Source organism: Ningiella ruwaisensis (assembly GCF_004798935.1).
Lineage (GTDB): Bacteria > Pseudomonadota > Gammaproteobacteria > Enterobacterales > Alteromonadaceae > Glaciecola > Glaciecola ruwaisensis.
On record NZ_RAHT01000023.1, the window covers coordinates 1 to 1,236 of the forward strand.

1 protein-coding gene is annotated in these 1,236 nt (G+C 44.8%); it reads right to left on the reverse strand.

The window, feature by feature from the left end; translation table 11 throughout:
- Positions 1 to 7: 7 nt before the first annotated feature.
- Positions 8 to 1,170 (reverse strand): IS3 family transposase gene (locus D6V41_RS18055; RefSeq protein WP_136252949.1). Its coding sequence is split into 2 segments (ribosomal slippage): positions 8 to 918 and positions 918 to 1,170, totalling 1,164 coding nucleotides; the frame shifts between segments, so codons are not numbered across the junction.
- Positions 1,171 to 1,236: the final 66 nt, after the last annotated feature.

Consider the following 1,236-nt stretch of genomic DNA (forward strand, 5'->3'; position numbering starts at 1 on the left):
GTAGTGGTCAACAAAATCCGGACACCGTTTTAGCTAATTCTTCTGCCTTTGCAGGTGATAGCCCGTTGTTGAATTGATGTGGTCGTTCCCAGTTATAATAATTCATCAAGTAATACCCCACATCCCGTTTTGCTTCATTTAATGAATGATAACCCGTTGATGGTATCCATTCAGATTTCAAACTTCTAAATACGCGCTCCATTGGGCTGTTATCCCAACAATTTCCGCGCCTGCTCATACTCTGCGTCATGCGATAACGCCATAAGCGCTGTCTGAATTTGCGAGCCGCATATTGCGATCCTTGATCACTATGGAACATCACATTTTCAGGTTTACCACGTTGTTCATATGCCATTTCAAGCGCTCGAACTGCTAAGTCAGCGTCAGGTCTATTTGACATACTCCAACCAATGACACGTCGCCTGAATAAGTCAATGACGACTGCCGTATAACGCCAAGCGCCGCCTGCCCAAACGTAAGTGATATCACCACACCACGCTTGATTTGGGCCATCTACATCGAATTGTCGATCAAGCAAATTCGGGATGTCAGGGCGCTCAACACATGCATTTTTGTAAGCATGTTTACCAGGCTGCCTACTGACGAGTTCTTGCTCCTGCATTAAACGGGTGACTTTAAATCTACCTGCAATCACGCCTTCTTCGCGAAGCATGGTCGATATCGTTCTTGCACCAGCGGATTGACGACTCTTGTCGAACAAGCGTTTCACACGAGCTCGAAGCAATCTTCGTTTCAGCAACAGCTGTTTTTGCCGTTTTTTACGCTCATAAAAGCTGCTTACGCCAACACCTAATGCACCACAGACCAATTCCGTTGATTCATGCACTCTCAATCGGTCTATCAGCGCGTGTATTTCATTTCGTCTGACATCAAGAGTGCTGTAGCCTTTTTTAAGATGGCTTTTTCTCTTTCTAAACGATTCACTTTCGCTTCAAGCTCTTGAATTCGTTGTTGCTCCGCAGTCAGGGCTTTGCTCTTTGGCGTATGGCCTGTGCGCTCTAATTCCAGTTGTTTTGCCCAAGTCCTCAATGTATTTTCATGAACATCGACCGCTCGACTGGCTTCTGCAAAACTGTATCCTTGATCAAGCACTAAGCTTGCAGCATCTTGTTTAAATTCAGAACTAAACGTCCTTCGCTGTTTTTTCATTGAACACCTCGTTTATAAGTGTAATGCTACCACTTAAAACAGTGTTCGGGTTTATTGTGCCACTAC